The sequence below is a fragment of the Streptomyces hundungensis genome (assembly GCF_003627815.1).
Classification (GTDB): domain Bacteria; phylum Actinomycetota; class Actinomycetes; order Streptomycetales; family Streptomycetaceae; genus Streptomyces; species Streptomyces hundungensis_A.
In genome coordinates this window covers 4,635,434-4,648,975 of the sequence record NZ_CP032698.1, presented here as the reverse complement: position 1 = coordinate 4,648,975, position 13,542 = coordinate 4,635,434, and the positions used below count along the sequence as shown (strand labels likewise).

The following is a 13,542-nucleotide window of genomic DNA, read 5'->3' as shown; positions in this document are numbered from 1 at the left end:
CGAACACGGGTTTCCAGGGGCGCGGGGAACTGCGCGAGAAGCGGGCACGGTCCGCAGACGAACGCGGGTTTCCAGGGGCGCGGGGAACTGCGCGAGAAGCGGGCACGGTCCGCAGACGAACACGGGTTTCCAGGGGCGCGGGGAACTGCGCGAGAAGCGGGCACGGTCCGCAGACGAACGCGGGTTTTCAGGGGCGCGAGGAACTGCGCGAGAAGCGACCCCGACCCGCACATGACCGGGGGTTTTGGGGGCGCGGGGAACTGCGCAAGACGCAGGCACGGCCCGCAGGGCCAAACCACCCAACTCGGCCCCCAGAGCCAAACCGCCAACCCCAGCCCGCACGGCAAAGCAACCAGCCCGGCCCCCAGGGCCAAACCACCAACCCAGGCCCGCTGGGCCAACCACCCGGCCCGGCCCCCCGGCCCGAACCACCAGCCCCGGCCCCCACGGCCAAACCACCAGCCCCGACCCGCTGGGCCAAGCAACCGGGACCGCCCCCAGGCCCAAACCACCCGGCCGAGCCGCAAAGCCAAGCCCCCCCACCCCCGGGGCCCGGCGGCGCCAGGCACCCCGAGGCCGCCCGCACGGACCATCCCCGCGCCCCCCACACCCACTCTCCCTCTAATCGGTTAATTCACCGCCCCCCGCACATGCCCACGCCCCCCCTCGGGGATACAGGGCTAGTCCGCTGCTCAGCCTGTTACTGACATACCGGAGTACGCCTCGTGGAGACCACAGACACCGTGTGGAGCTGCCCCTTCGACTACGCCGACGCGCTCGAATTCGACCCGCAGCTCCGGCGCATGCTGGCCGAGGAGCCGGTCGCGCGGATCCGGATGGCGTACGGGGAGGGCGAGGCGTGGCTCGTCACCCGGTACGAGGACGTGCGGACGGTGACCACCGACCGGCGGTTCAGCCGCAGCGCCGTCATCGGCCGGGACTTTCCGCGGATGACGCCCGAGCCCATCGTGCAGGCCGAGTCGATCAACCTCATGGACCCGCCCGCCAGCAGCCGGCTGCGCAGTCTGGTCGCCAAGAGCTTCGCCCCCAAGCACGTGGCCCGTATGCGCGAGCGCACCCAGCGGGTCGTGGACGAGCTGCTCGACACGATGGCCGCGCACGGCTCCCCCGCCGACTTCGTCGAGCACATCGCCGCCCCGCTGCCGCTCGTGACGATCTGCGAGGTCCTGGCCATCCCGGACGGCGAACGGGACTGGCTGCGCGCCCACGCGCTGACCATGATGAACATCGGCGCCGCGGGCCGGGAGGCCGCCGTGCGGGCCAAGGCCGAACTGCGCGCCTACTTCACCGACCTCACCGCCGCCCGTCGCCGCTCCCCGGGCGACGACCTCATCTCCACCCTCGCCACCGCCCGCGACGGCGACGAGCTCCTGGACGACCAGGAGCTCGCCGTGATGGCGATGGTGCTGCTCATCACCGGCCAGGACACCACCACCTACGAGCTCGGGAACATCGCGTACACGCTGTTGACCAGGCCTGACATCCTCGATGGCCTGCGTGCGCGCCCCGACCGCTTCCCCGCCGTCCTCGACGAGCTGCTCCGCTTCATCCCGTTCCGCAAGGGCGTCGGCATCCCCCGCGTCGCCACCGAGGACGTCGAGCTGAGCGGAGTGCTCATCCGGGCCGGGGACATCGTCCACGTCTCCTACCTCACCGCCAACCGGGACGACCGCAAGTTCGACCGGCCCCACGAGATCGATCCGGAGCGGGGATCGGTGCCGCACATGACGTTCGGCTGGGGCGCTCACCACTGCCTCGGCGCCCCGCTCGCCCAGATGGAACTGGAGGTGGCGTTCACCTCCCTGCTCACCCGTTTCCCGGGGATCCGGGCGGCGGGCGAACCCTCCGACGTGCCGTGGAACACCCACTCCATCTGGCGCCACCCGCTCAGCCTTCCGGTCGCCTGGTGACCGACACCCACCTCAGAAGGGAAGTCCGATGGCCACCCTGTGCCGCCCGGCGGTAGCCGTACCCGAACACGTCATCACGCAGGAGCAGACCCTGGCGCTCGCTCGCGAGATGCACGCCGGGCACCCGCAGCGCGATCTGGTACTGCGCCTCATCGAGAACACCGGCGTCCTGACCCGCCATCTGGTCCAGCCGCTCGACGTCACCCTGGACCACCCCGGGTTCGAGCTGCGCAACCAGGTGTACGAGGCCGAGGCCAAACGGCGGGTGCCCGACGTGGTGCGTGAGGCGCTCGCCCACGCCGACGTCGAGCCCGGCGACATCGACCTGATCGTCTACGTGTCGTGCACGGGCTTCATGATGCCCTCGCTGACCGCCTGGCTGATCAACACGATGGGGTTCCGCTCCGACACCCGTCAGCTCCCCATCGCCCAGCTCGGCTGCGCGGCGGGCGGCGCGGCGATCAACCGCGCGCACGACTTCATCACGGCCTACCCGGGCTCCAACGTGCTGATCGTGTCGTGCGAGTTCTGCTCGCTGCTGTACCAGCCCACCGACATCGGGGTGGGTTCGCTGCTCTCCAACGGCCTGTTCGGGGACGCCGTCTCGGCCGCGGTGGTACGCGGTGAGGGCGGCACCGGCATGCGGATCGAGCGCAACGGCTCGCACCTGGTGCCGGACACCGAGAACTGGATCTCCTACGCGGTGCGCGAGACGGGCTTCCACTTCCAGCTCGACAAGCGGGTGCCCGGCACCATGGAAATGCTGGCCCCGGCCCTCAAAACCCTGGTGGCGCAGCACAGTTGGGAGGTCGGCGGGCTCGACTTCTACATCGTGCACGCGGGCGGCCCGCGCATCCTGGACGACCTGTGCCACTTCCTGGAACTGGGCCCGGAGATGTTCCGCTTCAGCCGCGCCACGCTCACCGAACGCGGCAACATCGCGAGCTCGGTCGTCTTCGACGCGCTCGCCCGGCTCTTCGACGAGGGCGGTATGGAGGACGGCGCCCGGGGTCTGATCGCCGGGTTCGGGCCCGGCATCACCGCGGAGATGGGGGTGGGCCGCTGGAACGCGGGCCCGGGCATCGACCGTGAGCTGAGCGCCCTGACCGCCCAGGCGTGAACTGCCGCCGGGACGCTACTCGTTGACCAGCACGGGGATGGACAGCACCGCGCTGGTCGGCGTGCCGGTCAGGGCCGAGGGCCGCACCGCGAAGTCGATCCCGGCTCCTTCGGCGGCCGGGGCATGGCCGCCGGGGTGTTCCTCGTGGCCCTCCTCGGCGTACTGGAACGAGCCGGTGCCGAGCAGCTTGCCGTTCGCGTCGTAGTAGGCGGCGCGCAGCTCCAGGGCGATCAGCTCGCTGACGTCCGAGGTGACGGCGAGGTGCCCGGTCACGGCGGGCCCAGCGCCCAGCGCCTGACCGGTGACCTTCACCCGGTCCGTGAACGGACCCTGTTCCAGGCGCACTTCACCGCGGGAGAGCTTCTGGTACGCGGCGGGCTCGGCGGCGTGCCGGGGTGCGGCGAAGCTCACCGAGGGGACCGGGTCCGGGGTGTCGTCGGCCCGTTCGCCGGACCCGCCGCCACAGCCGGTCACCAGGGCGAGGCCGAGGGCGGCCAGGACGGCCGGGACTGCCGGGACGGCGGTACGTCTCATGGCGTATCAACTCCATTGCCGGATTGGGTAGTTGGTGGCGGTCCGCTGCGGCCGGTCCGGGTAGTAGTGCCCCCGGGCCGGCCGCCGAATGCGGGGAAGGTCAGCCGCGCGGGGAGCGGCCGAACAGCGAGCCGTACATCTTCTTGTACAGGTCGGTGTTGATCTGGCTGGCCGCGAAGCGGTCGGCGCCGGGGCCGTAGGCGAAGATCGGCACGTCAGCGCCGGTGTGGTTGCCCGAGAGGTAGGTCAGCCACAGGCTCGCCTCGGGGCTGCCGTCCTTGACGTTCTTGGGGTCGTCGGGGGTGCGGAAGGTCGCCGGGGCGAAGTTCTTGACGTCGCCCGCGCCCGTGCCGTTGGCGATGCCGGTCGAGCGGGCCGGGTCCTTGGCACCCGAACTCGGCCGCGAGGTACCGGAGTTGTTGGCGGGGTTGCCCGCGTCGGTGTTGGCCGGGGGCGCCACCGCTTCCGCGTTGGTGTAGGTGCCCTTCTCGACGATGTTGAAGCCCGCGCACTCGTGGTCCGCGGTGACGATGACCAGGGTGTGGCCGTCCCGCTTCGCGAAGTCGGTGGCCGCCTTGACCGCGTCGTCGAACGCCTTGACCTCGCCGAGCGTCTGCGCGGCGTCGTTGGCGTGGCTGCGCTTGTCGATCTGGGCGCCCTCGATCTGGAGGAAGAAGCCCTTCCTGGAACGGCCGTCAAGGAGGTCGATCGACTTCTTCGCCATCTCGGCGAGCGTCGGCTCCTGCTTCTGGGGGGCGTTCGCGGGGAGACCGGCCTTGGCCTGCTCGACGGTCAGGTTGCCCCGGTTGAAGAGGCCGACGACCTTGCGTCCGCGCGCCTTGTCGAGGTCGGCCTTGGTGGCGACCTTCTGCGAATCGGCGTTCTGCGCGGGCAGCTTCGGGTCGCCGAAGGAGCCGAGCACCTGGTAGCCCTGCTTCTGGAGCGCCTTCTGGTCGTCCGGCTCGAAGCGGGCCAGACCGCCGCCGAGGACCACGTCGGCGGTGCCGTTGCGGGCGATCTGCTCGGCGATCGGGGTGATCAGCGTCTTGTCGGCGGGCGCCTTCTCGTAGCTGCCGTCGGCGTTCTTGGGCAGACAGGCCGCGTCCGAGTACGTCGGGCCCTGGCAGCCGCGCAACAGCGCGTGGCTGAACTGGGCGGCGGGCGTGGCGTCGGTGATCTCGGCGGTCGAGACGTTGCCGGTGGCGAAGCCGGCCGCCTTGGCCTGCTCCATCAGCGTGACGCGCCGCTTCTCGTAACTGTCCACGCCGATCGCGGCGTTGTACGTCTTGACGCCCGAGGACCAAGCGGTCGCGGAGCTCGCCGAGTCCGTCACCAGGGAGGGCTGGTCGGTGCCCTTCTCGACGGCGTAGGTGGCGACCGCGCCGGTGTAGGGCAGGCGCTCCATGTTGAGCTTGCCCTGGGCGCCGTAGAAGCGCTCGCGGCCCGCGGTGACGTGGGTGCGGCCCATGCCGTCGCCCAGCAGGTAGATGACGTTGCGTATCTCGCGGTCGTTGCCGCCGTGATCGCCGTGCGCGGGCGCGGAGTTGGCGGTGACGGCCGAGCCGGCGGCGACCGCGGAGGCCGCCGCGACGACCGCGAGCACCTTCATTGCCTTCTGTCTCATGGCGGTGAAGCTATGAGTCCCATGTGAACGGTTCGGGAGGACCGGGCGACGGCGAGGCGAACGCCTCCGGCTTTCACGGAGTCGGACTCAGGTCGGACTCAGCCGTGGAGGAGGCCGGTCTCACCCGTAGGAGAGGTTGGAGCAGATGCTGTCGTCGGCCGAGCGGGCCTTCTCGGCGACGGCCGGCGGGACCGAGGCGGCCGCGCTGGGCGCCGCGTCCGCGCCGTCCGCCTTGTACTCGGTGCCGACGATGACGTTCAGGCCCGGCGCCTTGGCCTGGCGCAGCACCGCGCCGGGGAAGTGGGTGGCGAGCGTCTTGGCCTTGGCCTCGGAGCTCGCGCCGTACTCGATGACGGTCTGGGTGTAGTCCTGGGTGGCGGCGGTCGTGGCACCGGTCACCGTGAAGCCCGCGGACCTCAGGGACGTGGCGACCTTGCTCGCCAGGCCCTTGGTGGTGGTCCCGTTGTAGACGGCGACGCTGACCCCCTTGCCGGACGCGGGCGGCGCGGCCGCGGCGGTCGGGGTCGGCGACGCGCTCGCGGCGGACTTGCCCGCGGCGTCCTTGCCGTCGATGGTGCGGTCCGCGCGCAGCGCCGCGAACAGCGCGTCGGCCTCCGGCTTGACGACGGCGACGCGCTCACCCTCGTAACGCCAGGGCAGGGTCACGAACTTGGTGTTGTGGAGGTCTATGTTCTTCATCGACATCGCGAACGAGATGAGCTTGTTGGCGGAGCCGAGGCCCGAGTCGACGGTCATCGACTTGGTGGCGGCGCTGGCGAGCGGCAGCAGGCTGGTCGGGTCGAGCCCGTTGCCCTTCACCTTCTTGATCAGGCTGCCCACGAAGGCCTGCTGGCGCTGGATGCGTCCTATGTCGGAGCCGTCGCCGATGCCGTGGCGGATCCGTACGTAGTCGAGCGCCTTCTGGCCGGAGACGTTCTGCTCGCCCTTGGCGAAGACCAGGGAGCCCTTGTGACCCAGCTTGGGGTTGAGGTCGCCCTGGTAGACGTTGTTGGGCACGCACACCCCGACGCCGCCGACGGCCTCGGTCATCTTCGCGAAGCCCGCGAAGTCCACGATCACGGTGTGGTCGACGCGCAGCCCGGTGAGCTTCTCGACGGTGTTCTGGGTGCAGGCGGGGTTGCCCTGCACCGTCTCGCCCACCTCGAAGGCCGAGTTGAACATCACCCGGTGCTTCTCCTTGGTCCAGTTGCCGTCGGGGAGCTTGCACGGGGGTATGTCGACCAGCGAGTCGCGGGGTATGGAGACGGCGACGGCGTGCTTCTGGTCCCCGTACACATGCAGCAGGAACGCGGTGTCCGAGCGGCCGATGTCGCCCTTGCCGTGGCCGTACTGGGCGTTGTCGCCGGAGCGCGTGTCGGAGCCGATGACCAGGACGTTGGAGCCCTCGGTCGAGGCGGCCGGGCGGTCGGCGGAGACGCCGCCGTCGTCGAAGGTCTTGATGTCGCCGTTCAGCTTGAGGTAGATCCAGCCGCCGCCGGCCACCGCGAGGACGACGACCGACAGGCCCGTGATGCCGGCGATACGGGCCCGGCTGCGCTTGTCCCGCCCCCGTGGCATGGCCGAACCACCGCTCTCACCCCTGCTTGCCGCTCCCGCTTTGTGGCTGCCGGCCATCGGACCCCTCATCCCTCATTCGCGCCTCTTCTGTAGAGGAGACGGTGAGTCGCACCCTCTGGTTGTACAGTTGCGCAATGTAGCAAGTCTCATGGAGAGTCATCAGCCCCAGCCGTGCGATGAGCGCGGCTGACGACAACGGCTGACGACAACAGCTGTCCACACCGGCTGTCGACAACGGCTGTAGGACGCGAACGAGAGAGGACGGCGGGATGTTCCTGCGCAACGGCCTTGAGCCCTGGCACCTGCTGATCGTGGGCGTAGTACTGATCCTGCTGTTCGGCTCGAAGAAGCTGCCCGACACCGCACGGGCGCTGGGCAAGTCCCTGCGCATCCTCAAGAGCGAGACCAAGGCGATGCGCGAGGAATCCGAAGGGCCCGTGCCCGCCGCGGCCCCCGCCCCGCAGGTCGCCCCGGCCCCGGTCGCCCCCGCGGACGCTCCCCCGCGCACCACTGCGTAGCCCACGTCGTAGGCTCGGCAGGCATGGAGAAGCTGCCGACGTACGACGACGTGGTCCGCGCACACGAGCGGATCACGGGCCACGCCCACCGCACCCCGGTCCTCACCTCGCGGCTCACCGACGCCGAGCTCGGTCTGAGCCTCTTCCTCAAGTGCGAGAACCTCCAGCGCATGGGGGCGTTCAAGTTCCGCGGCGCGTTCAACGCGCTGTCCCGGTTCGACGCGGAGCAGCGCCGTGCGGGCGTCGTCGCCTACTCCTCCGGCAACCACGCCCAGGCCCTGGCGCTCTCCGGCGCGCTGCTCGGCATTCCGGTGACCATCGTCATGCCGCACGACGCCCCCGCCTCCAAGCTCGCCGCGACCAAGGGGTACGGGGCGAACGTGGTCTCGTACGACCGCTGGACGGAGAGCCGCGAGGAGATCGGCAGGGCGCTGGCCGACCGGCACGGCCTGACGCTGATCCCGCCCTTCGACCACCCCCATGTGATGGCGGGCCAGGGCACCGCCGCGAAGGAACTCTTCGAGGAGACCGGCCCGCTGGACGCCCTGTTCGTACCGCTCGGCGGCGGCGGACTCCTGTCGGGCAGTCTGCTCGCGGCGAACGCGCTCGCCCCGTCGTGCGCGGTGTACGGGGTCGAGCCGGAGGCGGGCGACGACGGGCTCCGCTCGCTGCGGGCGGGCGAGATCGTCCGCATCGACACCCCGGCGACCATCGCCGACGGGGCCCAGACGCAGCAGCTGGGCGCCCACACGTTCCCGGTGATCCGGGACCACGTGAGCGACATCATCACCGTCTCGGACGCCCAACTGGTCGACTCCATGCGGCTGTTGGGCTCCCGGATGAAGATCGTCGCCGAACCGACCGGCTGCCTCGGCCTGGCCGGCGCCCGCGACCTGGCCGAGCGGTACCGGGGCGGCCGGGTCGGCGTGATCCTCAGCGGCGGCAACGTCGACATGGCCCGGTTCGCGGAGCTGCTTTCGAAGTGACCCGGGGTCGCCCCGGCCATCGAGTTGTCCACAGGCCGAAGGGGGCGCGAACGGATCGTCGGCGGTTCGGCGCATGATGGGGGCATGAACGATATGCCGGATTGGGAGAAGCGGTTCAGGGCGCCGAGGGTGGGGCTCCCCGACTGGGCGGAGGACGCCCCGGACCGCTCTCTGTTCGTGTCGAACGCGACGGGGACGTACGAGCTGTACGCATGGGACCGGACGACCGGCGAGCAGCGCCGGGCCACCGACCGCCCCAACGGCACGACGGACGGGGTGCTGACCCCCGACGGCGCATGGATCTGGTGGTTCGACGACACCGACGGCGACGAGTTCGGCGTGTGGCGGCGCCAGCCGTTCACGGGCGGCGCCGACGAGCACGCCGTCCCCGGGCTCGCCCCGTCCTACCCGGCGGGCCTCGCGCTCGGCCGGGACGGCACGGCGGTCGTCGGCCGCTCCACCGACGAGGACGGCTCGACGATCCATGTCGTACGCCCCGGCGCGGACCCCGTGGAGATCTACCGCCACCGCGAGTCGGCGGGGGTGGGCGACCTCTCGCACGACGGGACGCTGATCGCGCTGGAACACACCGAGCACGGCGACGCCATGCACTCGGCGCTGCGCGTGGTGCGCCCGGACGGCTCCGCGGTCGCCGAGCTCGACGACACCAAGGGCGGCACCGAGGAGCTCGGCCTCGAAGTGCTCGGGTTCGCGCCGCTGGCGGGCGACACCCGGCTGCTCGTCGCCCACCAGCGGCGCGGCCGCTGGGAGCCGATGATCTGGGACGTGGCCTCCGGCGAGGAGAGCGACCTCGCGCTCGACCTGCCGGGCGACGTCTCCGCCGAGTGGTACCCCGACGGTTCCGGGCTGCTCGTCGTCCACAGCTTCGAGGCCCGCAGCGGTCTGTTCCGCTTCGACCTCGCGACGCGCTCCCTCATCGAGATCGAGACACCGGCCGGTTCGGTGTCCAGTGCGACGGCGCGGCCCGACGGCACGGTGGAGTACCTGTGGTCGTCGGCGGCCAGCCCCTCCGAGGTGCGCTCCACGACCGGCGAGGTCGTGCTCGATCCCCCCGGCTTCAAGGCGCCCGGCTCCGTGCCGGTGACGGACGCGTGGGTGGAGGGGCCGGGCGGGCGTATCCACGCGCTCGTGCAGCGGCCCGCCGGTGAGGGCCCCTTCCCCACCCTCTTCGAGATCCACGGCGGGCCCACCTGGCACGACAGCGACGCGTTCGCCTCCGGTCCCGCGGCCTGGATCGACCACGGGTACGCGGTGGTACGGGTCAACTACCGCGGCTCCACCGGGTACGGGCGGGCGTGGACGGACGCGCTCAAGCACCGGGTCGGGCTCATCGAGCTGGAGGACATCGCGGCGGTCCGCGACTGGGCGGTCTCCTCGGGGCTCGCCGACCCCGAGCGCCTGGTCCTCGCGGGCGGCTCCTGGGGCGGCTACCTCACCCTGCTCGGCCTCGGCACGCAGCCCGAGGCGTGGGCGCTCGGGCTCGCGGCGGTGCCGGTCGCGGACTACGTCACGGCGTACCACGACGAGATGGAGGCGCTGAAGGCGATGGACCGTACGTTGCTGGGCGGCACCCCGGAGGAGGTCCCGGAGCGGTTCCGGGCCTCGTCCCCGCTGACGTACGTCGACGCGGTCGCGGCGCCGGTGTACATCTCGGCCGGGGTCAATGATCCGCGCTGTCCGATCCGGCAGGTGGAGAACTATGTGGAGCGGTTGGTTGCGCGGGGGGCGGTGCATGAGGTGTACCGGTATGACGCGGGGCATGGCTCGCTCGTGGTCGAGGAGCGCATCAAACAAGTCCGCCTCGAACTCGACTTCGCCAGCCGCCACTTGAGCTGACCCCCAACCCCCTGGGGCTCCGCCCCAGACCCCGGCCCGTTCGCCCGCCCACCCGCCCGTGCAGCGCGTTGAAGGGTTCGGGCCCCCTGGGGCTCCGCCCCAGACCCCGTATCGCGCCTAAAGGGCGCTCGTCCTCAATCGCCGGACAGGCTGAAGATGCCTGCGCTGGCCAGCACCGAGTAGTTAGGGGCGCGGGGAACTGCGCGACCAGCCACGCACGGCCCGCAGGATCGAGAGGGTTTAGGGGCGCGGGGAACTGCGCGACCAGCCACGCACGGCCCGCAGGATCGAGACGGTCTAGGGGCGCGGGGAACTGCGCGACCAGCCACACACGGCCCGCAGACGAAAACGGGTTTTCAGGGGCGCGAGGAACTGCGCAAGACGCGGGGGGTCGGGGGCTCGGCCCCGGGGGCCGGGGGGCCGGGGGCTTGGCCCCGGGGAGTTGCGGGCACCCCGCAGCCCAGCCCCCCGGCGGGATTCCGTACCGTGGAGGTGTGTACCGGTTCCTGCTCACACCCCGCTGGTGGGCAATCCACGCCTTCGTCCTGCTCGCCATCCCCGTCTGCGTCTTCATGGGCTCCTGGCAGCTCGGCCGCTTCGAGGACCGCGTGCAGTCCCACGACGCCGCCACGAAGGCACCCGACCCCGCCTCCCTGAAGGCCGAGCCCCTCGCCTCGCTGCTCCCCGTGGACCAGCGCACCTCCGGCCGCCCCGCCGTCGCGCACGGCCGGTACGCCGAGCAGTTCCTGGTGCCGGGCCGCGAGGTCGACGGCGCGTCGGGCAGCTACGTCCTGACCCTGCTGCGCACCGACGGCGCGAAGGCGCTGCCCGTCGTGCGGGGCTGGATCCCGCGGGGCGCCCAGGCCCCGGCCGCGCCGAGCGGCGAGGTCGAGGTGACCGGCGTACTCCAGGCGTCCGAGACCGTGGGCTCCGACGGGGTGCACGCCCAGGGCGGGCTCCCCCGGGGCCAGGTCGGCGTGATCAGCGCGGCCGCCCTCGTCAACCTCGTGCCGTACCCGGTGTACGACGCCTGGGTGACACTGCCCACCGCCGACGCCGGCATGACCGCGGTGCCGGCCAGCGCCCCGCAGAACAGCGGGCTCGACCTCAAGGCGTTCCAGAACCTCGGCTACACCGGTGAGTGGTTCGTCTTCGCGGGGTTCGTGGTGTTCATGTGGTTCCGCCTGGTCCGGCGCGAGGCCGAGGCCCTGGAGGACGCCGAACTCGGCCTCGCCCCGGAGGGCGGCTCCGAGACGCCGCCGGCCTCCCAGCCGACGCCGGAAGGGGCCGCGGCCCCGGAGGGCTCCGAGACGCCGGGAGGCCCTTACGGCGTCGACGACGCCGACGCTCCCGCGTCCAGTACGCCCGTCTTGTAGATCGTCCCCGCGCACGCGTTGGGGATCTTCGCCTCCGCCGACGGCGCGCCGGGCTCCGCGACGTGGGTCACCGCGACCGTGCCGTCCGCCGTGGCGGTGGGGGTGCCGCCGTTCGGGGCGAGTTGCGAGGTCCCGGTGGAGCCGCCCGTCGTGGGGGCGACGATCCCGCTGCTGCTGGAGCCGCCGTTGGACGGTGTCGGGTCGGGCGTCGGGGTCGCCTTGGGGCAGGTGTCCGAGGGGACCCATGCGAACCGCACCTCGTAGGCCGCGGCGGGCTGGAGGACCAGGGCCGTGGCGTCCTGGGAGGGGTCGGGCAGGCCCGGGGCCGGGTCGCCCACCGCGTGCTCGACGACGGTGATCTTCGCCGGGTCGGCGGCGCCCTGCGCCCGCACGTTGAACTTGCCGACCCCACCGATCGCGCACTGCTTGTCGGAGGCGTTGACGATGCGGAACGCGCCGTACACCTTGCCGGTGGAGTCGGGCTTGCCGACCTTCGCCGACTTCACGCTCAGCTCGGCCGCCTCGCACACCGGCGAGTTCGCCTTCACGGGGCCGCTGCCCGCGCCGGTCGCGCCGCCGGCGGTGCCGCCGGTCGCACCCTTGGTGGGCGTGGCCCTGGGCCCCTTGCCGCCGGGCGTGCCGGGCGCGCTGCCCGCGCTGGAGGGCCGGCCGCCCGCGTCCGTGGCCTCGACCGTGTCGGAGGCGGGGTCGGGCGTGCCGTGGGTCCGCTCGCCGTGTCCGGCGACGGCGGGCAGGTCGTCGGCGCTGCCGGCCGTGTTGGCGACGTGCAGGAACGCGGGCACCGCGGTGGCCACCAGGAGGGCGGCCGCGATCGAGCCGACGACGGCCTGGCGTTTGCGGGCCCGGCGCAGGGGCACCGCGGCCCGCAGGTGTTCGAGCGCCCCCTCCGAGGGCTTCAGGTCCTCGACGGTGCCGTGCAGCAGTCTGCGCAGGGCCCGTTCGTCGGCCGCGTCGGTGCTGCCCGGGGCGGGCGGAAAGCCGAAGGGAGGGGTGCCGGTGTTGTTCGTTTCCGGCGTCTTGTCCACGAATCCGTATCCAGTCAGGTCGTTCAGGTCGTTCCTGGGCCGCTGGTCCGACCCGCTCTTGCCGTGTTCCCCGCGCTGCCCGCGTTGTCCGTGCTCTCCCGGAAACCTTTCGTCGTTCCTGTCGGACCCCTTCACGCCGTCGCCTCCATGGCGACGCGCAGGGCGGCTATGCCGCGCGATCCGTACGCCTTGACCGAGCCCAGGGATATGCCGAGCGTCTCGGCGACCTGGGCCTCGGTCATGTCGGCGAAGTAGCGCAGCACCAGCACCTCGCGCTGGCGGCGCTGGAGTCCGCGCATCGCCTTGATGAGCGCGTCGCGCTCCAACTGGTCGTACGCGCCCTCCTCGGCGCTCGCCATGTCGGGCATCGGCTTGGAGAGCAGCTTGAGCCCGAGGATGCGCCGGCGCAGCGCGGAGCGGGAGAGGTTGACCACCGTCTGGCGGAGGTAGGCGAGGGTCTTCTCGGGTTCGCGCACGCGGCTGCGCGCCGAGTGGACCCGGATGAACGCCTCCTGCACGACGTCCTCGCAGGAAGCGATGTCGTCCAGGAGCAGCGCCGCGAGGCCGAGCAGCGAGCGGTAGTGCGCGCGGTAGGTCTCGGTGAGGTGATCAACAGTGGTGCCGGCCGCCATGACCTCGTCAGCGCTCTCGCGCGAGGTCGCCTGCGCGGGTGGGCGGACCGTACGGGGGGCGGGCATGGGCGCGATCACCGGCATGCCACCGGGTGCGCCGGGGCGCCGACGCGGGCGGACCGCCATGCCGCCGCGCACCGGTACCGCTCTGAACTCGAGTACCTCTGCCACGCCTGTTGGACACGTTCCTCCCCGTCAGGGTTGTACGCGTACGACACTGTTTTTGGCGGTGCACCACATGCCCTCATCCGTACCCGATCTTCCCCAATGCCCCGATTTTTACGGCACCTTGAGGGGCGACCGCATAGACGCTCCATGCCGGGCCGCGGTTGCGGGGACA

At 71.7% G+C, this 13,542-nt stretch carries 11 protein-coding genes; 6 read left to right on the top strand and 5 right to left on the bottom strand.

Annotated elements, in window-relative coordinates:
• The first annotated feature begins 725 nt into the window (after positions 1-725).
• Both DWB77_RS20735 and DWB77_RS20730 read left to right on the top strand, forming a co-directional pair.
• A complete protein-coding gene (locus DWB77_RS20735; RefSeq protein ID WP_246033588.1) occupies positions 726-1,931 on the top strand; it encodes a cytochrome P450 in 1,206 nt (401 codons plus the stop codon).
• A gap of 28 nt (positions 1,932-1,959) precedes the next feature.
• Positions 1,960-3,051 carry a type III polyketide synthase gene (locus tag DWB77_RS20730; protein ID WP_120722670.1) on the top strand — a complete coding sequence of 364 codons (1,092 nt, stop codon included), beginning with the start codon at positions 1,960-1,962 and terminating at the stop codon, positions 3,049-3,051.
• Between the two features lie 15 nt (positions 3,052-3,066).
• On the opposite strand, the gene DWB77_RS20725 is transcribed toward DWB77_RS20730, so the two are convergent.
• From DWB77_RS20725 to DWB77_RS20715, 3 genes are all read right to left on the bottom strand, one after another.
• Entirely contained in the window at positions 3,067-3,585 is a 519-nt protein-coding gene (locus DWB77_RS20725) for a hypothetical protein (protein WP_120722669.1), read from the bottom strand.
• 100 nt (positions 3,586-3,685) lie between these two features.
• Positions 3,686-5,209, bottom strand: coding sequence for an alkaline phosphatase (locus DWB77_RS20720; protein ID WP_216826858.1), 1,524 nt, complete (start codon positions 5,207-5,209; stop codon positions 3,686-3,688).
• A 120-nt stretch (positions 5,210-5,329) separates the two neighbouring features.
• On the bottom strand, positions 5,330-6,844 hold the full coding sequence (locus DWB77_RS20715; protein WP_120722667.1) for an LCP family protein: 1,515 nt from the start codon (positions 6,842-6,844) through the stop codon (positions 5,330-5,332).
• Positions 6,845-7,056: 212 nt separating this feature from the next.
• Here DWB77_RS20715 and tatA point away from each other — a divergent pair, with 212 nt between their 5' ends.
• The 4 genes from tatA to DWB77_RS20695 all read left to right on the top strand — a co-directional run bounded on the left by tatA (position 7,057) and on the right by DWB77_RS20695 (position 11,524).
• Complete coding sequence (gene tatA, locus DWB77_RS20710) at positions 7,057-7,305, top strand: Sec-independent protein translocase subunit TatA (RefSeq protein ID WP_120722666.1); 249 nt, start codon at positions 7,057-7,059, stop codon at positions 7,303-7,305.
• Between the two features lie 23 nt (positions 7,306-7,328).
• On the top strand, positions 7,329-8,291 hold the full coding sequence (locus DWB77_RS20705) for a threo-3-hydroxy-L-aspartate ammonia-lyase (RefSeq protein ID WP_120722665.1): 963 nt from the start codon (positions 7,329-7,331) through the stop codon (positions 8,289-8,291).
• An 84-nt stretch (positions 8,292-8,375) separates the two neighbouring features.
• A complete protein-coding gene (locus DWB77_RS20700; RefSeq protein WP_120722664.1) occupies positions 8,376-10,148 on the top strand; it encodes a S9 family peptidase in 1,773 nt (590 codons plus the stop codon).
• 494 nt (positions 10,149-10,642) lie between these two features.
• The gene (locus DWB77_RS20695; protein ID WP_120722663.1) at positions 10,643-11,524 is read left to right on the top strand and encodes an SURF1 family protein; all 882 of its coding nucleotides are present in this window, start codon (positions 10,643-10,645) and stop codon (positions 11,522-11,524) included.
• On the opposite strand, the gene DWB77_RS20690 is transcribed toward DWB77_RS20695, so the two are convergent.
• Positions 11,473-12,705 (bottom strand): hypothetical protein, encoded by a 1,233-nt coding sequence (locus tag DWB77_RS20690; RefSeq protein WP_120722662.1) that lies wholly within the window; start codon positions 12,703-12,705, stop codon positions 11,473-11,475. The two genes, DWB77_RS20695 and DWB77_RS20690, sit on opposite strands and share 52 nt — an antisense overlap.
• Entirely contained in the window at positions 12,702-13,373 is a 672-nt protein-coding gene (locus DWB77_RS20685; protein ID WP_246033586.1) for a SigE family RNA polymerase sigma factor, read from the bottom strand. The genes DWB77_RS20690 and DWB77_RS20685 overlap by 4 nt, the downstream gene beginning before the upstream one ends.
• Between the last annotated feature and the right edge of the window lie 169 nt (positions 13,374-13,542).